The 16,443-nt window shown below is 61.3% G+C and carries 16 protein-coding genes and 1 other RNA gene; 13 read left to right on the forward strand and 4 right to left on the reverse strand.

The genetic code is table 11. The features are described from left to right. Window positions 1-2 precede the first annotated feature (2 nt). Window positions 3-437 (forward strand): ClpXP protease specificity-enhancing factor, encoded by a 435-nt coding sequence (locus tag Q0753_RS11870; RefSeq protein ID WP_298721206.1) that lies wholly within the window; start codon window positions 3-5, stop codon window positions 435-437. 79 nt (window positions 438-516) lie between these two features. Here the strand turns inward: Q0753_RS11870 and dolP are convergent, their stop codons facing one another. Genes dolP through Q0753_RS11890 form a run of 4 tightly spaced genes read right to left on the reverse strand, consistent with a single transcriptional unit; the run spans window position 517 to window position 3,833 of the window. Then, window positions 517-1,098 carry a division/outer membrane stress-associated lipid-binding lipoprotein gene (gene dolP / locus Q0753_RS11875; protein WP_298721068.1) on the reverse strand — a complete coding sequence of 194 codons (582 nt, stop codon included), beginning with the start codon at window positions 1,096-1,098 and terminating at the stop codon, window positions 517-519. Further along, window positions 1,095-1,688 carry an SIS domain-containing protein gene (locus tag Q0753_RS11880; protein ID WP_298721071.1) on the reverse strand — a complete coding sequence of 198 codons (594 nt, stop codon included), beginning with the start codon at window positions 1,686-1,688 and terminating at the stop codon, window positions 1,095-1,097. Before Q0753_RS11880 ends, dolP begins: the two co-directional genes overlap by 4 nt. An 8-nt stretch (window positions 1,689-1,696) precedes the next feature. Further along, the gene (locus Q0753_RS11885; RefSeq protein WP_298721074.1) at window positions 1,697-2,062 is read right to left on the reverse strand and encodes a YraN family protein; all 366 of its coding nucleotides are present in this window, start codon (window positions 2,060-2,062) and stop codon (window positions 1,697-1,699) included. Continuing rightward, window positions 2,016-3,833 carry a penicillin-binding protein activator gene (locus tag Q0753_RS11890; protein ID WP_298721077.1) on the reverse strand — a complete coding sequence of 606 codons (1,818 nt, stop codon included), beginning with the start codon at window positions 3,831-3,833 and terminating at the stop codon, window positions 2,016-2,018. The genes Q0753_RS11885 and Q0753_RS11890 overlap by 47 nt, the downstream gene beginning before the upstream one ends. An 83-nt stretch (window positions 3,834-3,916) precedes the next feature. Here Q0753_RS11890 and rsmI point away from each other — a divergent pair, with 83 nt between their 5' ends. From rsmI to murG, 12 genes are all read left to right on the forward strand, one after another. Further along, the gene (gene rsmI / locus Q0753_RS11895; protein ID WP_298721080.1) at window positions 3,917-4,759 is read left to right on the forward strand and encodes a 16S rRNA (cytidine(1402)-2'-O)-methyltransferase; all 843 of its coding nucleotides are present in this window, start codon (window positions 3,917-3,919) and stop codon (window positions 4,757-4,759) included. Window positions 4,760-4,909: 150 nt separating this feature from the next. Next, window positions 4,910-5,293, forward strand: an RNA gene (rnpB, locus tag Q0753_RS11900) — RNase P RNA component class A. Between the two features lie 257 nt (window positions 5,294-5,550). After that, entirely contained in the window at window positions 5,551-6,009 is a 459-nt protein-coding gene (gene mraZ, locus Q0753_RS11905) for a division/cell wall cluster transcriptional repressor MraZ (protein ID WP_298721083.1), read from the forward strand. A 1-nt stretch (window position 6,010) separates the two neighbouring features. Beyond that, complete coding sequence (rsmH, locus tag Q0753_RS11910; RefSeq protein WP_298721086.1) at window positions 6,011-6,955, forward strand: 16S rRNA (cytosine(1402)-N(4))-methyltransferase RsmH; 945 nt, start codon at window positions 6,011-6,013, stop codon at window positions 6,953-6,955. After that, window positions 6,952-7,266, forward strand: a complete 315-nt coding sequence (gene ftsL, locus Q0753_RS11915) for a cell division protein FtsL (protein ID WP_298721091.1) — start codon at window positions 6,952-6,954, stop codon at window positions 7,264-7,266. The genes rsmH and ftsL overlap by 4 nt, the downstream gene beginning before the upstream one ends. Continuing rightward, entirely contained in the window at window positions 7,263-9,008 is a 1,746-nt protein-coding gene (locus Q0753_RS11920) for a penicillin-binding transpeptidase domain-containing protein (protein WP_298721094.1), read from the forward strand. The genes ftsL and Q0753_RS11920 overlap by 4 nt, the downstream gene beginning before the upstream one ends. Then, on the forward strand, window positions 8,992-10,464 hold the full coding sequence (gene murE, locus Q0753_RS11925; protein WP_298721096.1) for a UDP-N-acetylmuramoyl-L-alanyl-D-glutamate--2,6-diaminopimelate ligase: 1,473 nt from the start codon (window positions 8,992-8,994) through the stop codon (window positions 10,462-10,464). The genes Q0753_RS11920 and murE overlap by 17 nt, the downstream gene beginning before the upstream one ends. Further along, window positions 10,461-11,801, forward strand: a complete 1,341-nt coding sequence (murF, locus tag Q0753_RS11930) for a UDP-N-acetylmuramoyl-tripeptide--D-alanyl-D-alanine ligase (protein WP_298721099.1) — start codon at window positions 10,461-10,463, stop codon at window positions 11,799-11,801. The genes murE and murF overlap by 4 nt, the downstream gene beginning before the upstream one ends. Continuing rightward, window positions 11,795-12,877 (forward strand): phospho-N-acetylmuramoyl-pentapeptide-transferase, encoded by a 1,083-nt coding sequence (gene mraY / locus Q0753_RS11935; RefSeq protein WP_298721102.1) that lies wholly within the window; start codon window positions 11,795-11,797, stop codon window positions 12,875-12,877. The genes murF and mraY overlap by 7 nt, the downstream gene beginning before the upstream one ends. A gap of 4 nt (window positions 12,878-12,881) precedes the next feature. Then, window positions 12,882-14,195, forward strand: coding sequence for a UDP-N-acetylmuramoyl-L-alanine--D-glutamate ligase (murD, locus tag Q0753_RS11940; protein WP_298721105.1), 1,314 nt, complete (start codon window positions 12,882-12,884; stop codon window positions 14,193-14,195). Further along, window positions 14,192-15,367 (forward strand): cell division protein FtsW, encoded by a 1,176-nt coding sequence (gene ftsW, locus Q0753_RS11945; RefSeq protein ID WP_298721107.1) that lies wholly within the window; start codon window positions 14,192-14,194, stop codon window positions 15,365-15,367. Before murD ends, ftsW begins: the two co-directional genes overlap by 4 nt. Then, window positions 15,364-16,437, forward strand: coding sequence for an undecaprenyldiphospho-muramoylpentapeptide beta-N-acetylglucosaminyltransferase (gene murG, locus Q0753_RS11950; RefSeq protein WP_298721110.1), 1,074 nt, complete (start codon window positions 15,364-15,366; stop codon window positions 16,435-16,437). The genes ftsW and murG overlap by 4 nt, the downstream gene beginning before the upstream one ends. Window positions 16,438-16,443: the final 6 nt, after the last annotated feature.

The following is a 16,443-nucleotide window of genomic DNA, read 5'->3' on the forward strand; positions in this document are numbered from 1 at the left end:
AGATGACGCCCAGCCGGCCCTATTTGCTGCGCGCTTTCTATGACTGGCTGCTGGATAACGAACTGACGCCGCATCTGCTGGTCAATGCCGAAGTGGCTCACACCACGGTGCCGCACCAGTATGTGCAGGACGGACAGATAGTGTTGAGTATCGCCCCTCAGGCGGTGGTCGGCCTGCACATGGACAACGACGCGGTCACCTTCAGTGCCCGTTTCGGCGGCTCGCCGTTCCAGGTATATGTGCCGATGGCGGCCGTGATGTCGATTCAGGCGCGGGAAAACGGTGCCGGCACCTTTTTCCCGCCGGAGCCGGCCTATGAAGCCTGGTTGGCTGCTGCCGACGAGGTAACGGCAGATGAAGCCGATACGCCACCGGCACCGGAGCCTGGTGCTTCTGCACCGAAGAAAGGCAAGCCCACCCTTCGGGTGATTAAATAAAAAAACGCAGCCAATTGGCTGCGTTTTTTTATGTCTGCGTGACAGGAAGAGGAGGCATCCTCTTCACTCCTCAGGTGGTCTAAGGCGCCGCCTGCACAAATTCGAACACGGTAATCACCCGTTTCACGCCGCTGATATTGCGGGTCAGCTGCACCGAGATGTCGGCTTCCTTCTGGGTAACCAGGCCGATCAGAAACACCTCGCCATTTTCGGTCACTACCTTGATTTTGGTACCGTCGATATTTTTTTCGGCCAGCAGGGTGCTTTTGACCTTGGAGGTCAGCCAGGTGTCCTGACTGCGGCCCGCCAGCTCGACCGGCTTGCCGATACGCACCTCGTTGAATACTTCGGCAACCCCGGGGACGCCCCGGACGATTTCTTCCGCCTGTTGACGATAAGCTTCGGTTGGCGTCTGGCCGATCAGCAGTGCCTTGCCGTTGGTGGTGATCAGCGCGAGCCGGCTGTCATCCCACAAGGGTTTGGTGGCGCCGAGCCGGTGCAGGGCACGCATATCGATGGTCTGATCGCTGAGCTGCGTGCCCAGGGTTCGACGGTCGGTGGCGGAATTGACGCCGGTGCCGGCGCCGGCCAGCATGACGCCGGCACAGCCTTGCAGCAGCAGCGTTGAAGCCAGTATCAGCGTATATCCTCGTTTCATCATTCATCTTCCTGTTGAGGGAACAGCGTGCGATCGATCAGATCGCACAGGCAATGCAGGGTCAGCAGGTTAACCTCGTGAATGCGCGGTGCCCGCAGCGCCGGTACCCGGATTTCCACGTCGTTGGGGCCCAGCAGGCCGGCGAGCTCGCCGCCGTCACCGCCGCTCAATGCCACTATGGTCATGTCCCGGCTGAGCGCGGCTTCGGCGGCCTTGATCAGGTTACGGCTGTTGCCACTGGTGGAGATCACCACCAAGACGTCGCCGGTCTGGCCCAGGGCGCGGATCTGGCGGGCATAGGCCTCGTCGAAATGCTGATCGACCGCAATGGCGCTGATGCTGCTGGTATCCAGGGTCAGGCAAAGGGCGGGCAAGGCCGGGCGCTCGGTTTCGTAGCGGTTCATCAGCTCGCTGACAAACAGCTGCGCCAGGGCATTGGAGCCCCCGTTGCCACAGGCCAGTAGCTTGTTGCCGTTGAGCAGGCACATCACCATCATCTGGGCGGCGGCCAGAATATCGTCCGGCAGCGCCTCGGCGGCGGCGATTTTGGTTTGAATGCTTTCGGTAAAACTGGCTTTGATTTCTTCCTGCATGGGATTCCTTAAAAGGCGTTGGGTATCCAGTGAACATGGCTTCCTTCACAGGCGACCAAATCGAATCGACAGGACTGTTGTGATTCATTCAGTCCTTTTGATTGCATGTAACTGTGGGCGGCCCGGCGCAGGCGCTGCTGCTTGGTCGGGGTCACCGAGGCGGCGGCACCGCCGAAGAGGCTGTTTTTGCGATAACGCACCTCGACAAAAACCAGGGTGGGACCCTGGCTCATGACCAGATCGATTTCACCGAGTTTGCACTGATAGTTGCGCTCGAGCAGGCGAAGCCCCTGCTCGAGTAAATACCGTTCGGCCCGGCGTTCGAACTCATTCCCCCGGGACCGGCTGTTCGTTTCCTGACTGCCATTCGCCATCACGATACTCCATCCATTGCAGTCGGCGCTGTACCACGCCGTCTTCACCCAGACTCAGCAGGCCACTCAGAGCCGGTACCGGGGGCGCACCCTCTCTCAGCTGGGTCAGTTGCGGAATCAGAGTCAGGGCATCATAACCAAAGGCGAACAGCCGCAACCAGCTTGAGCCAACGGTGGGCCACAGGGTCTCTACTTCTTCCATCAACTGCGGCGCGCCGCCGAACAGCCAGGGCATGTCGGCCAGTTGCAGGCCGTTCAGTTCACTCATCGGCGGCTCGCCGCCGGGCACATAGCTGCGCGAGGTGACATAGGTCGGCAAGCGGGCGGCGCGGCTGTCTCGAACGAAATCGAAATAGGGCAGAATAAAGCGGGTTTCGGTGGTATTGCTCACCATGAATACCGAATCGATGGGGCCTGCCGGTAGCGCGACCTCGCTGCTGCCTCTGATCACGCCGACACCGGCCACGGCCGGGTTGCCGCTATTCAGGGCACGGCGTACGTCGGACTCGATGGACTGCTGGTTATTGAAATAGGCCAACCGGGCCTGCTGGCCGCTCAGCCGTTGCCATTGGTTATTGAACTCGGCCGCGACTCGCCGACCCAGTTCGTTACCGGGAGCGAAGACCAGCGGCTGATGGTGGCCCTGTTCCCACATGTGATAAGCCGCTTCGGCCGCTTCCGCTTCCGGTGACAGCGAGAAATAATAGCGATGCGGCAGCACCGGCTGATGAGCGGGCCGGTTGAGGGCGAACACCGGCAGGGCAGGATCCAGGCTGGTCAGGGCATCGATATTTTCTTTCAGCAGCGGACCCAGAATAAAGTCGACGCCGGCCTGCTGAATGTCCTGATACAAACGGGCCATGTCCCGGCCATTGGTGTCGAAGAAGCTGAGGCGTGATGCCTGGCCCTGATGGGCGCTGAGCATACCGTTACGAATGGCGTCGGCCTGCTCTGCCAGCTGGCCGCCAAGCGGCAATAACACGGCAATATGAGCCGGCTGGTAGGCGTCGAGGCGAGCGGCGGGTTCGGCGCTGTCGGACAGATAACGGTGTCCGGGGTGATTCGGGTAGGCCTTGCGCCAGGACTGCAACTGCCAGCGACGCTGGCCGGGTTGGGCATGGGTGTCGTTCAGAATCGCCATCAGTCGCAGCCAGCCATTGACCGCCTCACTGTTGTCGTCATTCTGAGCCTGGCGCAGGGCCAGTGGCGACGCTTGCGTCAGCAACTGATAAATACGCTCCAGGCCGGCGTTTTGCTCCTGGCCGGCCAGGGTGTCATGGCGTTCAATCAGCATTTTGGCGGCGTCGATCGGCTGCTGCTGTTCAAACCGATTGGCTTGCAGCAACAGGTAATAGCCGGCCGCGTCGGGCGCCAGTGCCTTGGTATCCACGGCGGCCAGTCGCTGACCGGCCAGGCCGGTATTACCGGCTGCCAGGGCGGTGGCACCCTCGAGCAGGGTGAGCAACGGCAGCTGTGCCAGCGTGGCTTGCTGTCGCAGGCGCTCCAGTTGGGGCTCGGCGGCGGCTACATTGCCCTGTTGCAGCCAGGCGCGAATGGCCAGCACCCGCCAGGAAAAGGCATCCGGCTCGGGAGCTTGCTCGGCCCGGGCCAGATATTGCTCGGCACTACGGTCTGTGATGCCGAACATGTCCGGCGCCGGCTCCAACGGCGCCTTTTGCAGAGGACCGATACCACAGGCCATCAGGACCGATGAAAGCACCAGGGTGCACAACAGTCGTGTTAGACTATTACGTTGAATTTGTGTCGCCAATCCCTTTATCCCAAGCTGTGTCATTCTGGCCCTAAGTGTAATAGGGCCATGACGGTGAAACAATTGCTTACACAGGAGTCCCTATGAGCCAAGCGGCTGCACTTTATATTGTGCCTACCCCTATCGGCAACCTGAATGATATCAGCCAGCGTGCACTGGACACATTACAACAGGTTGATTTAATTGCCTGTGAAGATACCCGTCATACAGCGAAACTGCTATCTCATTACCAGATTAGTACCTCAACCTGGGCGCTACATGACCATAATGAGCAATATAAGTCCGAGCAGCTGGTCACACGCCTGCTGAACGGTCAGTCGGTGGCACTGGTATCGGATGCCGGTACTCCCCTGATCAGCGATCCGGGTTATCATCTGGTCAACAGCTGTCGTGACGCGGGTGTACCGGTCATTGCTCTGCCCGGCCCCTGTGCGGCGGTAACGGCATTGTCTGCTGCCGGCCTGCCCACGGATCGCTTTGCATTCGAAGGTTTTTTACCGGCGAAGGAAAAGGCGCGGCTGGACAAGATTGAAAGCCTGAAGGACGAACCCCGTACTCTGGTGTTCTACGAGTCTCCCCGCCGCCTGCTCGACAGCGTGGCCGCACTGGTGGCGGTGCTGGGCGACGATCGTCGTATTGTGGTGGCGCGGGAGCTGACCAAGACCTTTGAAACCATTCACAGCCTGCCCGCCGCCGAGATGCTGGTCTGGCTGCAGCAGGACAGCAATCGCAGCCGGGGGGAAATCGTACTCATGGTGGCCGGATATCGCCCCGCCGGCGATGATGAGCTGTCGGCCGAGGTGCTGCGCACCCTGACCCTGCTGCGCGGCGAGCTGCCGTTGAAGAAGGCGGCGGCGCTCACCGCCGAGATCCACGGGGTCAAGAAAAACGCCCTCTATAAATACGGACTCGAGAATGGGCTTTAAGGGCTATTGGCTCTAAGAGGCTAAGGTAGGCATTGTGCATCAGATCCAGCGTTGCTGGATTTCGCGGCTAAAGCGCGCGACTACATTCGTGCACCATGCGAGTATCGGTGGGGCTGGTGTCACGTCGGTGACTGGTGTACACTCCGCCGCGGAGTTGGCCGGGTAATCGCTGCTTCGTCGTTGTGTCTTCGGGCATACGGGCGGAGGGGAGGAAAGTCCGGGCTCCACAGGGCAGGGTGCCAGGTAACGCCTGGGGGGCGCGAGCCCACGACCAGTGCAGCAGAGAGTAAACCGCCGATGGCCTTCGGGCACAGGTAAGGGTGAAAGGGTGCGGTAAGAGCGCACCGCGCGACTGGCAACAGTTCGTGGCATGGTAAACTCCACCCGGAGCAAGACCAAATAGGCCTCCTACAGGCGCGGCCCGCGCTGGAGGCGGGTAGGTTGCTGGAGCCAGTGAGCGATTGCTGGCCTAGAGGAATGATTACTAATCGAGCTTGCTCGATACAGAACCCGGCTTACAGGCCAACTCCCACTATTCTTTAAAACGCAGCTTCGGCTGCGTTTTTTGTTTAGGCTGTTCGCCTACAGGGCGCACCGCGTTATTTATTCCCCTTCTTTTGACTTTATCTCCGTTTAGACCGCCATTTATAACGCGCTTAATATTCGGTACCGGCCCGAACATCAACTTTCTCTTCTTTGCTCGCTTGAAAAGCTTGTGTCCGCTCCTTACACTTGGGCGGGGTGGGAAAAAGTGGTTTTTTGTGGAATAAAGTAGATCTTGAGGGCTTGGCATGCTGCGTGGTGCTCACGCCATCAGCCTGGACAGCAAGGGCCGGTTGGCAATACCGACACGATTTCGCGATGCGTTACGTGAAGAATGTGACGGACTACTGATCTGCACCATAGATATCGGCAATCCCTGTCTGCTGCTTTACCCCCTCGCCGAATGGGAATTGATCGAGAAAAAATTGCAGGCCCTGTCGAGCACCAATCCGGTGGAGCGGCGCCTGCAACGAGTATTACTGGGACATGCTGCGGAGTGTGAGCTGGATGCTCAGGGCCGATGTTTAATACCCGGTCCACTCAGGCAACATGCGGGACTCGAAAAAAAAATCATGCTGGTGGGGCAACTCAACAAATTCGAATTATGGGATGACACCCGCTGGCAACAACAAATCAGCGATGACTTGCTGGCGCTTCCTCGGGAAGGCTGGGAGTCATCGGAACGACTGCGGGACTTCGCGCTATAACATGAGTCAACAACAGACACATATCACAGTACTGCTGCACGAAGCCGTGGACGGCTTGAAGATCAAGCCGAATGGCATCTACGTGGACGGTACCTTCGGCCGCGGCGGACATTCCCGTCATATTCTTTCCCAATTGGGTCCCGAGGGGCGCCTACTGGCGATCGACAGGGATCCTCAGGCCATCGCCGAAGCGGGCAAGATTGACGACCCGCGTTTTCAGATACTGCACGGTCCTTTCTCCCGCCTGGCCGAGATGGTGGAAGAGCTTGGATTGACGGGGCGCATCGATGGCGTCCTGCTCGATCTGGGTGTCTCTTCGCCCCAGCTGGATCAGGCCGAACGCGGCTTCAGTTTTCAGAAAGACGGCCCGCTTGATATGCGCATGGATCCCACCAGTGGCCAGAGTGCCGCCGAGTGGCTGGCCCGTGCCGATGTGGATGATATCGCCTGGGTACTGAAGACCTTCGGTGAAGAAAAATTTGCCAAGAAAATAGCCCGCGCCATCGTGCATGACAGAGTCACCGAACCCTATACCCGTACCCGGCCTCTGGCGGAAATGATTGCCCGGGTCAGCCCCAGCCGGGAAAAAAACAAGCACGCGGCCACCCGCAGCTTTCAGGCCATTCGTATCTATATCAACAGCGAGCTGGAAGAAATCGAGCAGGCGTTGAACGGTTCCTTGAAGGTGCTGGCCACGGGTGGGCGCTTATCGGTGATCAGCTTCCATTCGCTGGAAGACCGGCTGGTCAAGCACTTCATCCGTAAACAGGAAAAGGGCCCCGAAGTTCCGCCCGGTCTGCCGTTGACCGAGGCCCAGCTGTCCGGTGGCCGCCTGTTGAAGAGTGTTGGCAAGGCGCAAAAGCCGTCGGCCGCCGAGGTGGAAGCCAATCCGCGTTCACGCAGCTCGGTGTTGCGCGTCGCCGAGCGGCTGGATACACCGGCGTGATAGCCGGGCGCATCAACCTGGCCAAAGAAATTGGCCAGGATCTGCTGCGGCACAAGTGGCAATTGCTGCTGACGCTGGTGACCCTGAGTTCGGCCCTGCTGGTGATCGTCATCACCCAGGGCACTCGCCAGCTGACCAGTGAATACAACGAATTGATGGCAGAGCAGGACCGGCTGGACATCGAGTGGCGGCATTTGCTGCTGGAGCAAAGCACCCTGATGGAGCACAGCCGTATCGAGGCGCTGGCCCGCGACAAGCTGGGCATGCAACGGCCGGCCCCGGCTCAGGAAAAACTGGTGACGCAACGATGAGACGGCGCAGGCAGAATAAAAAAGAACCCATGCTGACCGGTTGGCGTTTTCTGACCGTCTGCGGGGTGATCCTGTTTGCCTTTGTTGCCCTGTTTGCCCGGGCGGCCTGGATTCAGGTGGTATCTCCGGATCGGCTGCGGCTGGAAGGCGACATGCGCTCGCTGCGCACCACAGTCACCAGTACCACCCGTGGCATGATCATGGATCGTAACGGTGAAGAGCTGGCGGTGTCGGTGCCGGTACAGGCGGTATGGGCCGATCCCAAACAGGTGCACACCGAGCTGAGCCTGGAAAAAGGCCAGGCCTGGCAGGCGCTGGCCGATGTGCTGGGCGTTCCGCATCAAACCTTGATGAAACGGGTCGAAAACCCTCAACGTCGCTTCGTCTATCTGCAGCGTCAGGTCACTCCTGCGGTGGCGGAGTATATTCGCAAGCTGCGCCTGCCCGGGGTGCACCTGCGCCCGGAAGAGCGCCGTTTCTATCCTACCGGTGAAATCAACGCCCATCTGGTGGGGTTGACCAACATCGATGGCAACGGCATCGAAGGCATAGAGCGGGGCTTCAACGAGTGGCTGACCGCTCAGGCCGGCGAGCGCCGGGTGCGCAAGGACAGAAACGGGCGGGTGATCGAGGATCTGGGCGTGGTGTCGGAAGCGCGGCAGGCCAACAATATCCAGTTGACCATCGATCAGCGTATTCAGGCGCTGGCCTACCGTTCACTCAAGCGGGCCACCGAATATTATCGTGCCACTTCTGCGTCGCTGGTGATGATCGACGTGAAAGCCGGCGAAGTGCTGGCCATCGTCAACAGCCCCTCCTTCAATCCCAACAATCGCAGTCAGTATCAAAGCTTTCGGGCGCGCAACCGGGCGGTCACCGATACCTATGAACCCGGCTCTACCATCAAGCCGTTGATCGTGGTCAGCGCGCTGGAAAACGGCGTAGTCAACGCCGACTCCATCGTCGATACCAGCCCCGGCTGGATGCGTCTCGGCGGCAAGCGGGTAGCCGACCATCGCAACCTGGGTCCCATCAGCGTGCAAACCATACTGCAGCGCTCGTCCAATATGGGCATGGCGCGCATGGCACTGCAGGAAACGCCGGAACAGCTGCTCGATACCCTGTATCGCTTCGGGCTGGGTATCGACTCCGGCATGGGGCTGGTGGGTGAGAGCACCGGCCTGGTGCCCCAGCGTCGGCGCTGGTCCGATATTGAACGGGCCACGCTGTCGTTCGGTTACGGCCTGACCGTGACCCCGCTGCAGCTGGCCCAGTCTTATGCGGTGCTGGCCAATGGCGGCGTACGCTATCCGCTCAGTATTATCAAACGCAGCAAGCCTCCGGTAGGCGAACAGGTGGTGCCGAAACAACATGCGGATGCGGTACTACATATGCTGGAAAGTGTCATAGGTCCCGGCGGCACCGCGCGCAAGGCCGCTATTCCCGGTTACCGGGTGGCCGGCAAGACCGGCACCTCGCGCAAGGCCATTGCCGGCGGCTACGGCAGCGACTACGTGGGACTGTTCGCCGGCATGGCGCCGGCCAGCAATCCGCGTCTGGCCATGGTGGTGGTGATGAACGAACCTCAGGGTGACAAATACTACGGCGGCGACGTGGCGGCCCCGGTGTTTGCCGAGGTCATGAGCGGAGCCCTGCAATTATTGAATATTCGTCCGGATGGCGCGACAGAGGAACAGTTCCAGCTGGCCGGACAGGAGGAAAAACGTGTCCCTCACACTTAGAGATCTGGCGGTACCACTGGGCCTGTCAGCCCCGGCTATCGCCATTGATGCCATGACCCTCGACAGCCGGGCCGTGACGCCCGGCGCTTTGTTTGTTGCCGTTAAAGGTCATAGTGTCGACGGTCGTCAGTATATTGAATCCGCGCTGAACAAGGGCGCGGCGGCGGTGCTGTTCGAGGTGGACAGCCCGGAGCAGTCCGGCCTGGATCATCGGGATCACCGCAGGCTTGGGGTGTACCGTCTGCCCGAGAGTCTGTCGCTGCTGGCCGGGCTGTTTTACGGCGAGCCGTCTACCGAACTGCAACTGATAGGCGTGACCGGCACCAATGGCAAGAGCACAGTGACCCAGCTTGTTGCCAACTGGAGCTGCCTGCTGGGCACTCGGGCCGGCATCATGGGCACCCTGGGTAATGGCCTTTATGGCCAGCTGCAGGAGGCGATCAATACCACAGGCTCGGCACTGGAGGTTCAGCATCAGCTGGCCGAGCAACGCCGGGCCGGTGCCCGGCGGCTGGCGATGGAAGTCTCTTCCCATGGCCTGAGTCAGCATAGAGTGGCTGCGTTGAATTTTGACGTGGCGGTGTTCACCAATCTCAGCCGGGATCACCTGGATTATCACGGCACCATGGCCGCCTACGGCGAGGCCAAACGGCAGCTGTTCGAGCAGGGTCGCCAGGCGCGCATCATCAATGCCGACGACCCGCTCGGGCGGCGTTGGCTCAATCAGTATCCCGATGCCATCGCCTATGGCCTGCATGGTCGACTGGGTGATTTCAGCGGCCGCCAGCTGGTGGCGGAAACCGTTCATTTTTATGGCGACGGGTTGAAAGTGACCATTAACTCCGACTGGGGGAATGGTGTATTATCCGCCCCCCTGATGGGCCGCTTCAATGTGTCCAACCTGCTGGCGGCCATGGCCGCCCTGCTGGCGCTGGGTGAACCCTTTGAACGGCTGCTGGCCACGGCGCCGCAGCTGGCTGGCGTAATCGGACGCATGGAACCCTTTTCCGCCCCCGGCCAGCCGCTGGTGGTGGTGGATTATGCCCATACCCCCGATGCGCTCGAGCAGGCATTGCAGGCCTTGCGCCAGCACTGCAAGGGCCGCCTGTGGTGCCTGACCGGATGCGGCGGCGACCGTGACAAGGGCAAGCGACCGCTGATGGCGGCGGCGGCAGAGGCCGGTGCCGACCGGGTGATACTGACCGACGACAACCCGCGCACCGAGTCGGCCGAGGCCATAGTGGCAGACATGAAGCGGGGCTTGAACGAGCCCGATGCCGTGCAGGTGATCCACCGGCGAGCGAAGGCCATTGCTCATGCCATCGAGCAGGCGGCGGCGGAAGATATTATTTTGGTGGCCGGCAAGGGCCATGAGGATTATCAGATAGTGGGTACTGACAAAATGCATTACAGCGACCGCGAAACCGTGTCCGGCCTGTTGGGGCTGAATACATGATACCGCTCAGTCTCGAGCAGCTGGCTCAGGCCTCCGGCGGTGAACTGCGCGGTGCCGATGGCCTCATCATGGCGGTCACCACCGACAGCCGACAGCCGCTGCCCGACGGCGGCCTGTTCGTGGCCCTGAGTGGCGAACGCTTCAATGGCCATGACTTCGCCGCCGCGGCACAGCAGCAGGGCGCGACCGCCCTGCTGGTAGAGCGCTGGCTGGAACTGGATGTGCCCCAGATCAGGGTGGCGGACTCCCGTTTGGCACTGGGGGTGCTCGGTGGTCTGGTGCGGGAACTGAGTCCGGCCCGGGTGCTGGCCATTACCGGCAGCTGTGGCAAGACCACGGTCAAGGAAATGGCGGCGTCGATTCTGCGTCAAAAAGGCAAGGTGCTGGCCACCCGTGGCAACCTCAACAACGAAATCGGGGTGCCGCTGACCCTGTGCGAACTGACAGCCGATACCGAATACGCGGTGGTCGAGCTGGGTGCCAATCACATCGGCGAGATAGCCTGGACCAGCTCGCTGGTAAGGCCCCATGCGGCCCTGATCAACAACGTGGCAGCTTCTCACTTGGAAGGCTTCGGCTCACTCGACGGTGTGGCCCGGGCCAAGGGCGAAATATATGACGGCCTGGCTGACGGCGGCGTGGCCATCGCCAATGGGGACAGCGCCTTCTGCAGCCTGTGGCGCCAGCAGCATGAGCTGGTGTATTTCGGTGAGCAGCGGGAGTATCAGGCCCGGCAAGTCAGCCTCGACAAGTCCGGCTGCGCTCACTTTCGCCTGCTGACCCCTTTGGGAGAAGTCGACGTTCGTTTGCCGATACCCGGTAAACATAATGTGGCCAATGCGCTGGCCGCCGCCGCCGGTACCGAGGTGCTGGGCGCGACGCTGGAAGAGATTGCCGCCGGCCTGAGTCAGTTCGGGTCGCCTGCAGGACGACTGCAGGTCTGGACGCGACCCGGTCTGACGGTACTGGATGATACATATAACGCCAGCGTCGCCTCGGTACTGGCGGGGCTGGATACCCTGGCCAGTCTGCCCGGTTACCGGATCTTCGTGTTCGGTGACATGGCCGAGCTGGGTGACTACAGCAAAGAGATGCATACACAGGTTGGTGAACATGCCCGCAAGCTGGGCATAGATCGAGTCTTGACCGTGGGTCGAGACAGCAAACATACGGCGAGTGCGGCCCAGGGCCGGCACTTTGAACAGAAACAACAATTGCAGCCCGTTCTTTTCGAGGCGCTGTCACAACACAATAAGGTAGTCGTTTTGATCAAGGGCGCGCGCAGTGCCCGGATGGAAGAGATCGTCCGGGCGATTCAGGAGAGTGAGGCATGCTAGTCTGGCTGGCGGAGTGGCTGACGCCTCATTTCAGCTTTCTTAACGTTTTCTCCTATCTGACCTTCAGGGCGGTTATTTCCATACTTACCGGCCTGGTGGTCAGCCTGTGGATAGGCCCGCGCCTGATCCGCCGGTTACAGGCGTTGCAAATCGGCCAGGTGGTACGCAACGACGGCCCCGAGTCCCATTTCAGCAAGGCCGGCACGCCTACCATGGGCGGCCTGATGATACTGATCGCCATCTTCGTTTCGGTGTTGCTGTGGGCGCGGCTGGACAACCCCTATGTGTGGGTGGTGCTGTTCGTGCTGGGCGCCTTTGGTGCCATCGGCTTTGTCGATGATTATCGCAAGGTGGTGCGCAAGAACACCGACGGCCTGGTGGCGCGCTGGAAGTATTTCTGGCAATCGGCGGCGGCATTGGCGGCGGCGGTTTTTGTGTACTGGATCGCCAAGGATCCGGCCCAGACCCAGCTGGTGGTGCCTTTTTTCAAGGACGTCATGCCCCAGCTCGGCCTGTTGTTCATTGTGCTCAGTTACTTCGTCATCGTCGGCTCCAGCAATGCGGTCAACCTGACCGACGGTCTGGACGGTCTGGCGATCATGCCCACCGTCATGGTGGCGGCGGGCTTTGCACTGGTGGCCTGGGCGACCGGTAACGTCAACTTTGCCGCTTACCTTCACATTCCCTATGTGGCGCATGCGGGTGAGCTGACCGTGGTGTGTACCGCCATGGTGGGCGCGGGGCTGGGCTTTCTCTGGTTCAATACCTTTCCGGCCCAGGTGTTCATGGGCGATGTGGGCTCCCTGGCACTGGGGGCGGCGCTGGGCGCCATCGCCGTGCTGGTGCGGCAGGAATTTCTGCTGGTGATCATGGGCGGCATCTTCGTGATCGAAACCCTGTCGGTGATCCTGCAGGTGGGCTCCTACAAGTTGCGTGGCCAGCGGATTTTCCGCATGGCCCCCATTCACCATCATTACGAGCTGAAGGGCTGGCCCGAGCCGCGGGTGATAGTGCGTTTCTGGATCATTACCCTGATGCTGGTGCTGATTGGCCTGGCCACCCTGAAGGTGAGATAAGCGCATGTTACCCGAGCGTATCCTGATTATTGGCCTGGGGCAGACCGGACTTTCCTGTCTGCGTTACTGCCTGCAACGAGGCGTCAGCCCCGTGGTGATGGATACCCGTGCCCGGCCGCCGGGCGCAGAGCAGCTGCCCGCGCAGATTGAGCGTCATTTCGGTGGCCTTGCGCTGGCGCCGATACTGGCGGCCGAGCTGATTATCGCCAGCCCCGGCGTGGCGCTGGCCACCCCCGAATTGCAGCAGGCGCTGGCCGCCGGCATCGAGGTTATCGGTGATGTCGAGCTGTTCGTGCGCGAGTGCAGCGCCCCCATCGTCGCCATTACCGGCTCCAACGGCAAGAGCACCGTCACCACCCTGGTGGGCGAGATGGCGGCACAGGCGGGCATGACGGTTGGCGTGGGCGGCAATATCGGTACCCCGGCGCTGGACCTGTTGTCGCAGGATAGCGCGGAACCGCCGCTGGAGCTGGCGGTACTGGAGCTGTCGAGCTTTCAGCTGGAAACCACGCCCGGCCTGCGGGCGGTTGCTGCCACCGTGCTCAACATCAGTGAAGATCATCTGGATCGCTACGACTCGCTGGCCCATTACCGGGATACCAAGCTGGGAATTTATAACGGTGCCGCGCTTGCGGTATACAACCGGGAAGACGGCGAGACCCGGCCGCAGCAGGAACAGGCGTCAGTCAGCTTCGGTCTCGATGACATCGAGTATGGCCGCATGAAGCATGACGGCGAACTCTGGCTCAGTCGTTTTGGCGAGCCGCTGTTGCCGGTATCGGCACTGAAGATACTCGGCGCGCATAATCAGCTCAACGCCCTGGCGGCGATGGCGCTGGCGGACCAGGCAGGCATTGCCCCGGACGCTCAGCTCAGGGTGTTGCGTCGCTTCGGTGGACTGGCGCATCGTTGTCAATTTGTGGCCGAGAAAAACGGTGTGCGTTGGGTTAACGACACCAAGGCCACCAATGTCGGCGCCACCCTGGCGGCCATTGCCGGTATTGGCGAGGCGGTGACCGGGCGGCTGTGGCTGATTGCCGGCGGCCAGGGCAAGGGGCAGGACTTCGGCCCCCTGGTACCCTTGCTGAACGGTACCGTGGCTGGCATGGTCTGCTTTGGTCAGGACAGCAAGCAGTTGCTTGCGCTGGCAGACAACACCCATGAGGTGGCGACGCTGGACGAGGCGGTGACCTGGTGCAGTGAGCAGACTCAACCGGGTGACTGGGTATTGCTGGCCCCGGCCTGTGCCAGCCTGGATATGTATCCCAGCTATCAGAAGCGGGGCGAGCATTTTATCGCCCTGGTGGAGGCGCTATGACGTGGTGGCCTTCTTTTGGTAGCGGTTGGTTGCTACGGCCCTCTCAGGGGCTGATCTACGATCGGCAACTGGTGATATTGTCGCTGTCGCTGATGGCCATCGGCCTGGTGATGGTGTCGTCGGCCTCCATTGCCGAGGGCATCAATCTGGGCGATGATCCCTTCTATTTCGTCAAGCGCCACGGCGCTTTTCTGCTGATTTGCCTGATGCTGTCCAGCCTGATGCTGCAGGTGCCCATGGCGCGCTGGCAGCAATTCAACACCGGTTTTCTGGTGCTGGCGATCGTGCTGCTGGTGGTGGTGCTGATTATTGGTCGCGAAATCAATGGCAGTCAGCGCTGGTTGCCACTGGGGCCGCTGAACGTGCAGCCGGCGGAAATCGCCAAGCTGGCGCTGTTTACCTTTCTGGCCGGTTATCTGGTGCGCCGTCAGGACGAGGTGCGCGGCCAGTGGAAGGGTTTTCTCAAGCCGCTGGCGGTGATGGGCCTGATGTCGCTGTTGTTGCTGAAACAGCCGGATCTGGGATCTGTGGTGGTCTTGTTTGTCACCACCCTGGGCATGCTGTTTCTGGCCGGCGCCCGGCTCAGCCAGTTCTTGAGTCTGGTTGCGCTGGGAGCCGGCCTGCTGGTATTTCTGATCATCAGCGCCCCCTACCGTGTTCGGCGGGTGACCTCCTTTCTCAATCCCTGGGAAGATCCGTTCGGCAGCGGCTATCAGCTGACCCAGTCGCTGATGGCCTTCGGCCGGGGCGGCTGGTTTGGCGAGGGGCTGGGCAATTCCATTCAGAAGCTGGAATACCTGCCCGAGGCCCATACCGACTTCGTGTTCGCCATTCTCGGCGAAGAGCTGGGCTTTACCGGCGTGCTGCTGGTACTGCTGCTGCAGGCCTGGCTGGCGTTCAAGGCGTTGCATATCGGCCAGAAGGTGCTGCTGGGCGGTCGTCAGTATGAGGGTTATCTGGCCATGGGGATCGGCATCTGGTTCAGCTTTCAGACGGTGGTCAACGTGGGCGCGGCCTCGGGCATGTTGCCCACCAAAGGCCTGACCCTGCCGCTGGTCAGTTACGGCGGTTCCAGTTTGCTGGTGATCACTACCGCCGTGTGCATTCTGGTGCGCATCGACTTCGAGTGGCGGCGGGACCATATGCAGGCACGACAGCGGGAGGTAACATGAGCGAGTCCAAAACCCTGCTGGTGATGGCCGGTGGCACCGGGGGCCATGTTTTTCCCGGTCTGGCGGTAGCGGACCGGCTGCGGGAGCAGGGCTGGAATATTCACTGGCTGGGCACCGCCGAGCGAATGGAAGCTCAGTTGGTACCGAAGCACGGCTACCCGCTGCATACCATCAATATCGCCGGTGTGCGCGGTAACGGCCTCAAACGAAAGCTGCTGGCACCGGTTCAGATCCTGAAGGCGGTATGGCAGGCGCGGCGGGTGTTGCGTCAGGTGCAGCCGCAGGTGGTGCTGGGCATGGGCGGCTTTGCCGCCGGCCCCGGTGGCGTGGCGGCCAGACTAGCGGGCATTCCGCTGGTGCTGCACGAGCAGAATGCCGCCGCCGGCATGACCAACCGACTGCTGGCCCGCATCGCCAGCAGAGTGTTGATGGCCTTTCCCGGTGCCTTTGCCGAGGGTGAGAACACCGCCGTGGTGGGCAACCCGGTGCGGGCCGACGTGCTGGCGCTGCCGGTGCCTGCCGAGCGCATTGCGACCGAGCCTCAGCCGCTGCGGCTGCTGGTGGTGGGCGGCAGCCTGGGCGCCAGAATACTGAACCAAACCGTGCCCGAGGCGGTGGCGCTGGCCGGCAACATCAAGGTGCGCCATCAAACCGGCAAGGGCAACGCCGAGGCGGTGCGCCAGGCCTATCTTGCGCTGGGTATCGAGGCCGAGGTGAGCGATTTTATCGACGACATGGCGGCAGCCTACGGCGCGGCGGATCTGGTGGTCTGTCGCGCCGGCGCGCTGACGGTGTCCGAAGTGGCCGCCGCCGGTGTGGGTGCGCTGTTTGTGCCGCTGCCCCATGCGGTGGATGACCACCAGACCAAAAATGCCCGCACCCTGTCCGACAGCGGTGCGGCGGTGTTGCTGCCCCAGTCCGAACTGACGCCTCAGGGGTTGGCGGCGCAATTGAAACAACTTGGCGATAACCGGGCGCAATTGCTGGCCATGGCCAGCCGGGCCCGGTCGCTGGCGATTACCGATGCCGCAGAGCGGGTGGCCGAGTGCCTCTGCGCCGTGGCGAAATAAAACGAG

Origin of the sequence: uncultured Oceanisphaera sp., from assembly GCF_947495715.1 — a bacterium.
Taxonomy (GTDB): domain Bacteria; phylum Pseudomonadota; class Gammaproteobacteria; order Enterobacterales; family Aeromonadaceae; genus Oceanimonas; species Oceanimonas sediminis.

Bases quoted from the DNA above. Each gene is read 5' to 3' on its own strand.
- Q0753_RS11870 (WP_298721206.1), top strand. From the start codon at position 3: ATGACGCCCAGCCGGCCCTATTTGCTGCGCGCTTTCTATGACTGGCTG.
- dolP (WP_298721068.1), bottom strand. From the start codon at position 1,098: ATGATGAAACGAGGATATACGCTGATACTGGCTTCAACGCTGCTGCTG.
- Q0753_RS11880 (WP_298721071.1), bottom strand. From the start codon at position 1,688: ATGCAGGAAGAAATCAAAGCCAGTTTTACCGAAAGCATTCAAACCAAA.
- Q0753_RS11885 (WP_298721074.1), bottom strand. From the start codon at position 2,062: ATGGCGAATGGCAGTCAGGAAACGAACAGCCGGTCCCGGGGGAATGAG.
- rsmI (WP_298721080.1), top strand. From the start codon at position 3,917: ATGAGCCAAGCGGCTGCACTTTATATTGTGCCTACCCCTATCGGCAAC.
- mraZ (WP_298721083.1), top strand. From the start codon at position 5,551: ATGCTGCGTGGTGCTCACGCCATCAGCCTGGACAGCAAGGGCCGGTTG.
- rsmH (WP_298721086.1), top strand. From the start codon at position 6,011: ATGAGTCAACAACAGACACATATCACAGTACTGCTGCACGAAGCCGTG.
- Q0753_RS11920 (WP_298721094.1), top strand. From the start codon at position 7,263: ATGAGACGGCGCAGGCAGAATAAAAAAGAACCCATGCTGACCGGTTGG.
- murF (WP_298721099.1), top strand. From the start codon at position 10,461: ATGATACCGCTCAGTCTCGAGCAGCTGGCTCAGGCCTCCGGCGGTGAA.
- mraY (WP_298721102.1), top strand. From the start codon at position 11,795: ATGCTAGTCTGGCTGGCGGAGTGGCTGACGCCTCATTTCAGCTTTCTT.
- murD (WP_298721105.1), top strand. From the start codon at position 12,882: ATGTTACCCGAGCGTATCCTGATTATTGGCCTGGGGCAGACCGGACTT.
- ftsW (WP_298721107.1), top strand. From the start codon at position 14,192: ATGACGTGGTGGCCTTCTTTTGGTAGCGGTTGGTTGCTACGGCCCTCT.
- murG (WP_298721110.1), top strand. From the start codon at position 15,364: ATGAGCGAGTCCAAAACCCTGCTGGTGATGGCCGGTGGCACCGGGGGC.